The sequence below is a fragment of the Nonomuraea terrae genome (genome assembly GCF_004348995.1).
In the GTDB taxonomy this organism is placed as follows: domain Bacteria; phylum Actinomycetota; class Actinomycetes; order Streptosporangiales; family Streptosporangiaceae; genus Nonomuraea; species Nonomuraea terrae.
Genome location: NZ_SMKQ01000352.1, coordinates 1 through 5,051, shown reverse-complemented (window position 1 = coordinate 5,051; position 5,051 = coordinate 1). Strand labels below are relative to the sequence as shown.

Below are 5,051 nucleotides of genomic sequence, written 5' to 3'. Positions count from 1 at the left end.
GGGTAGGTGGGGACCCTGAGTTTTCCCTTATATGTCAGGGGAAAGCGCCACGGCGGTGGAACTTGAACGTAGGGTCAAACCATGCTGAAGCGCACGATAGTAATGACCGCGGCCGGGGCCGCACTCGTCATGGCCGCGGTCGCCGGTTGTGGATCGAACGCGCAGCCCATCCAGGTGAACCTGGCCGCCTCAGAAGTGCTGACGCAGGCCGCGCAGAAGACCGCGGAGGTCACCAGTTACACGGTCGACGCCGTGGTCGATGTCCAGCATCCGCAGGAGGGCGCCGGCAAGGTGCAGGGGCGGATGGTCTACCAGAGCAAGCCGCAGCTCGCCGCCGACCTCACCCTCGACACCGTCGACATGGGTGGCCGGGGCGTGCCGGGCGGCGTCCGGGCCGTGCTGCAGGGCGACACCGTCTACGTCAAGGTCCAGGCGCTCAACGAGATGCTCGGGGCCGCCAAGCCGTGGATCAGGGTCCCGCTCGCCGAGACGGGCGACTCCGGTGAGGCCCGGCGCTACCTCGACCAGATCCAGCAGTTCGACCTCGGCAACATGACCAAGCTCGTCACCGCCTCGCAGGACGTGAAGGCGGTCGGCACCGAGAGCGTCAATGGCGAGGACACCACCCACTACAGCGGCACGTTCCCGGTGGACGTGGCCGTCCAGCAGCTGCCCGCCGACCGGCAGGAGCAGGCGCGTCAGGGCCTGGCCGAGCTGCAGAACGTGAAGTTCGACATCTGGGTGGCCTCCGACGGCCTGCCCCGCAAGCTGGCGCTGAACGGCTCCAAGGAAGGCGCCACGCTCGACGCCACCCTGCTGTTCAAGGGCTTCAACGAGACCGTCAGCATCGAGGCCCCGCCCGCCGACCAGGTCGGCGAGCTGCCGCAGCCGACCACCGACTGAGCACGACCGACTGAGAACGATTTGGAAACTCGGCGGCCAGCACGTACTCTGGTCGTTGCCGAAGACCGCCGGTCGTCGTCAGGTGCTCACATCCTGACGACCGAAGGATCCACGTGATGTGGACGGCCCGCGCAGGTGTGATGCGAGTTTCCCACATGGAGTGATCTGTGTGCGTGAGCCCCGTGCGCCCTGCGCCCGGGGCTGTTCTCATTTCTGGAGCCTTCGCCGGTGGCACATCTGGAAGGAGGCCCATGGCGAGGGCGGATAAGGCGACAGCCGTTGCCGAGCTCAAGAACGAGTTCGAGGGCAGCAGCGCCGCCGTTCTGACCGAGTACCGCGGTCTCACCGTCGCGCAGCTCAAGGAGCTGCGCACCTCTCTCGGTGAGAATGCGAAGTTCGCCGTGGCGAAGAACACCCTGACCAAGCTCGCCGCCACTGAGGCCGGCGTGAGGGGTCTGGACGACCTGCTGGTCGGCCCCACCGCCGTCGCCTTCGTCAAGGGCGACGTCGTCGAGGCTGCCAAGGGTCTGCGTGACTTCGCCAAGGCCAATCCCCTTCTGGTGATCAAGGGCGGTGTCCTCGAGGGCAAGACGCTCGACGCCACCGAGATCACCAAGCTCGCCGACCTTGAGTCCCGCGAGGTTCTCCTCGCGAAGCTCGCCGGTGCCATGAAGGCGAAGCAGAGCGCCGCTGCCGCGATGTTCGCCGCGCTGCCCACGCAGATGGCCCAGCTGGCCGAAGCCCTGCGTGCCAAGCGCGACGAGGCGGGCGAGTAACACGGGGGTTGCCGCAGAAACCGCGGTCCCGTTCCAAGTTTTCAGCAAGTCCTATACGTAAGGAATCATCATGGCGAAGCTCAGCAACGACGAGCTGCTCGACGCGTTCAAGGAGATGACCCTCCTCGAGCTGTCCGAGTTCGTGAAGCAGTTCGAAGAGATCTTCGACGTCAAGGCCGCCGCCCCCGTCGCGGTTGCCGCCGCCCCCGCCGCCGCTGGTGGCGGCGAGGCCGCCGCTGTCGAGGAGCAGGACGAGTTCGACGTCATCCTCGAGGCCGCCGGCGACAAGAAGATCCAGGTCATCAAGGAGATCCGCGCCCTGACGTCCCTGGGCCTCAAGGAGGCCAAGGACCTGGTCGACGGCGCTCCGAAGCCGGTCTTCGACGGCAAGGTCAACAAGGAGCAGGCGGAGAAGGCCAAGGCTGCCCTCGAGGGCGCCGGCGCCACCGTCACCGTGAAGTAACTTCCCCTTCGCTTCACGTAAGACGCTCTACGGAAAGAGGCGGACACACCCTGGTGCCGGGTGTGTGCCGCCTCTTTTCGCGTTTTCCAGGACCGGTTCAGCCCCCGGCGGCGCGTACGCGGGCGATGGCGCTGGTGTCCATGTAGTCCCTGGTGTGGACGATCTCGCCGTTCCTGATCCGCAGGACGAGCAGGCCGGGGACGATGATCGGCTGCCCGCCGGCCGTGACGTGCGTGTCCTGCTCCACGACCACGACCTCCGGGTCGTGCGTCCGGTGCAGCGCCAGGCGGCGCACCTCCTGGGCCTCCATGCCGGCGGAGTCCCACATCGCCTGGTAGCCGGCGCGGATCTGCTCCCTGCCCACGTACGGCGGCAGCCCCCCGAACGGGAACTCGTGCAGCCCGTCCTCGGCGTAGAGGTCGGCCAGGTCGTCGGCCGACTTGTGCAGCATGGCGGCGTGGTAGCCGCTGACGATGTCTTCGATGTCCATGGGCCGTCCCATTCGCTCAACAGGCGTTGACTCAACGAGCGTAGAGCGAAGGGGCGGCGTGGGTCAACGCATGTAGAGTCTTCGCGTGGGCGAAGTGCTTCCGCGGGCCGAGAGGCGGCGCCGCACCGAGGGGCGGATCCTCGACGCGGCCAGGTCGCTCTTCGCCGAAGTGGGCTACGAACGCGCCACCATCAGGGCCGTCGCCGGGGCGGCCGGCGTCGATCCGGCCCTCGTGATGCAGTACTTCGGCAGCAAGCAGAAGCTCTTCCAGCAGGCCGTACGCGTGACACCGGCCGACGGGGGAGAACCGGGCGCCGACGAGGTGGTCGAGCACGTCCTGGGCACCCTCGGCGTGAAGATGGGGGAGCTGCCACAGAGCTCGCTGGCCATGCTGCGCTCGATGCTCACCCACCCCGAGGCGGCGGCGTCGGCGCGGCGGCTGCTCGGGGAGCAGATCGACCGGGTCGCCGGCTCGCTGTCCGGCGACGACGCGCGGTTGCGCGCGTCGCTGATGACCCTGGTGATGCTGGGCGTGACGGTGGGGCACCAGCTCCTGGAGCTGGAGGAGCTGCGCGGGGTGCCGCCGGAGGAGGTCGCCCGGCTGCTGCGTCCCGGTCTGCGTGCCCTGGCCGGCCCCGAGGCCCCCTGACGGTCGCGGCAGGTCTGGAGCTCCCGTTGGACCCCATGGTCGCTCAGTGAGCCTCTCAGGGCCGTCTGGAGGCATTCAGGGGACTTGACCGATTGCCCCGCATTTGTCAGGTGTACCCGTCGTGCCCCTGTGGCAGACCAGCTCTGTTGTTTGCGGAGCTCCGGGAGTGAGTGTCGCGTTATGATCCGGCGACCGGGCGGGAAGGGGTGAGCGGACGTGGCGGGACTTTCCGTACGACCTGCTCGCATCCTCATCGCGGCGCTCAGCGGGGTGCTGGCGGTGTTGGTCGGCACGGGCGTGTGGATCGCCGCCCAGGCGCGCGAGGAGCAGGGCAGAGCGGGCGACTGGCGGGCGGCGCTGGTGGCGGCGGGCGCGCACGCGAAGAACCTGATGTCACTCGACTACCGCACGGTCGACGCCGACATGCGGCGGATCCTCGACACCTCCACCGGCCCGGCCAGGGCCGAGTACGTCGCCAACGGTGACAAGCTCAAGTCCACGACCGTCGGGAACAAGGTCGTCCAGCACGGCGTGCTACGCGCCACCGGTCTGGTGTCCATGACCGACGCGGTGGCCAGGGTGCTGGTGGTGGGCGACGTGGAGATCCGCTGGGACGGCTCCAAGAGCCCGCCCCAGGAGCGCTACTACCGCTGGCAGATGGACCTGGCCAAGGCCGGCGGCCGCTGGCTGGTGTCGAAGGTGGTGCAGGTGCCGTGAGAATGATCACGATCGTCCTGCTGGGCGTCCTCGTGGCGGCCGGAGCCGTGCTGGTGCCGACCATGTGGTTCAACCTGCGCGACCTGCGCGCGACGGAGGTGGCCGCGGGGGAGGCCGTGGCCGTCGCGAAGAAGGTGGCGCCCGCCCTGCTCTCGTACAGCTACCGGACGGTGGAGCGGGATCTGGCGCGGGCGGACACGTACACGACGGGGGAGCTGAGCGGGTATTTCAAGGAGCTGACCGCGAATCTGGTGTCGAGGGCCAAGGAGCAGAAGATCGTGCAGACGGTCTCCGTGGCGGCCGCGGGGGTCGAGCGGGCGGAGCCGGATCGCGTCGAGGTTCTGCTCTTCGTGAACACTGGTACGGTCAGGGAGATCCCCGGTGAGGCAAGCCCTCAGCAGGAGTTCACCCAGAATCGGGCCAGGTTCGTCATGGTGCGGCAAGATTCCCGATGGCTGGTGGCCGGCATGTCGACCTTGCTGGGGACCGCCTGATGCCCCGAGACCCCGCGGGCGCGCCGCTTCCTTCAATTGTTACCAAAATTCTGGTTTGGCGGAGCCTATGGCGGGGGTACCCCAGTCACAGCTACACCGGTAGTCGGCATGGGTTCGACCCCCGGTGTGACGGAGCGTTAACCGCCCCCGTTCGCGGGTATCGTCTTGGGCCTGGCGGTAGGCGATCAGTCACGCAGGGAAGAAAACCCAGCGTCCGGGCCCTGAGTCGGCTAAAAGTCGGGCTTACGGGCTTGACGTTTCCGCCTGAACGGGCGATGCTGCGACCAACGTGGAGCATGCAGCGAAGGTGAAGTGGACAGGCGTGTGCCGTTCGGCTACACTGCCCCTTTGCGCTGCCCTTTGACGACCCGCGATGCTTGCTCACGTTGCGAGGTTGTCTGGCGTGCGTGTAGTCAGTCCGCCGCGAGCCCTCGGAAGGACATCTGTTGGCAGCCTCGCGCAACGCCTCCGCCGTACCCGCTGGTCCCCGTCGCGTCTCCTTTTCGCGCATCCAGGAGCCTCTCGAAGTTCCTGACCTTCTGGCCCTGCAGACCGAGTC

The 5,051-nt window shown here is 67.8% G+C and carries 7 protein-coding genes; 6 read left to right on the top strand and 1 reads right to left on the bottom strand.

All coding sequences use genetic code 11. From position 1 onward, the window contains the following. Positions 1-81: 81 nt before the first annotated feature. From E1286_RS45900 to rplL, 3 genes are all read left to right on the top strand, one after another. Positions 82-903 carry an SCO4651 family lipoprotein gene (locus E1286_RS45900; protein ID WP_246075712.1) on the top strand — a complete coding sequence of 274 codons (822 nt, stop codon included), beginning with the start codon at positions 82-84 and terminating at the stop codon, positions 901-903. 251 nt (positions 904-1,154) lie between these two features. After that, the gene (gene rplJ / locus E1286_RS45895) at positions 1,155-1,679 is read left to right on the top strand and encodes a 50S ribosomal protein L10 (protein ID WP_132623506.1); all 525 of its coding nucleotides are present in this window, start codon (positions 1,155-1,157) and stop codon (positions 1,677-1,679) included. 70 nt (positions 1,680-1,749) lie between these two features. Next, a complete protein-coding gene (gene rplL, locus E1286_RS45890) occupies positions 1,750-2,142 on the top strand; it encodes a 50S ribosomal protein L7/L12 (RefSeq protein ID WP_132623504.1) in 393 nt (130 codons plus the stop codon). Between the two features lie 97 nt (positions 2,143-2,239). Here the strand turns inward: rplL and E1286_RS45885 are convergent, their stop codons facing one another. After that, positions 2,240-2,632 (bottom strand): nuclear transport factor 2 family protein, encoded by a 393-nt coding sequence (locus E1286_RS45885; RefSeq protein WP_223190941.1) that lies wholly within the window; start codon positions 2,630-2,632, stop codon positions 2,240-2,242. 85 nt (positions 2,633-2,717) lie between these two features. On the opposite strand from E1286_RS45885, the gene E1286_RS45880 reads away from it, so the two are divergent. The 3 genes from E1286_RS45880 to E1286_RS45870 all read left to right on the top strand — a co-directional run bounded on the left by E1286_RS45880 (position 2,718) and on the right by E1286_RS45870 (position 4,492). Next, positions 2,718-3,281, top strand: coding sequence for a TetR/AcrR family transcriptional regulator (locus E1286_RS45880; RefSeq protein WP_132623500.1), 564 nt, complete (start codon positions 2,718-2,720; stop codon positions 3,279-3,281). 216 nt (positions 3,282-3,497) lie between these two features. Beyond that, the gene (locus tag E1286_RS45875; RefSeq protein ID WP_132623498.1) at positions 3,498-3,998 is read left to right on the top strand and encodes a hypothetical protein; all 501 of its coding nucleotides are present in this window, start codon (positions 3,498-3,500) and stop codon (positions 3,996-3,998) included. 2 nt (positions 3,999-4,000) lie between these two features. Further along, a complete protein-coding gene (locus tag E1286_RS45870; protein ID WP_132623496.1) occupies positions 4,001-4,492 on the top strand; it encodes a hypothetical protein in 492 nt (163 codons plus the stop codon). Positions 4,493-5,051 lie beyond the last annotated feature (559 nt).

What these genes read in the sequence shown, in the direction of transcription:
- rplL (WP_132623504.1), top strand. Translation starts at nt 1,750, where the DNA reads ATGGCGAAGCTCAGCAACGACGAGCTGCTCGACGCGTTCAAGGAGATG.
- rplJ (WP_132623506.1), top strand. Translation starts at nt 1,155, where the DNA reads ATGGCGAGGGCGGATAAGGCGACAGCCGTTGCCGAGCTCAAGAACGAG.
- E1286_RS45885 (WP_223190941.1), bottom strand. Translation starts at nt 2,632, where the DNA reads ATGGACATCGAAGACATCGTCAGCGGCTACCACGCCGCCATGCTGCAC.
- E1286_RS45900 (WP_246075712.1), top strand. Translation starts at nt 82, where the DNA reads ATGCTGAAGCGCACGATAGTAATGACCGCGGCCGGGGCCGCACTCGTC.
- E1286_RS45870 (WP_132623496.1), top strand. Translation starts at nt 4,001, where the DNA reads ATGATCACGATCGTCCTGCTGGGCGTCCTCGTGGCGGCCGGAGCCGTG.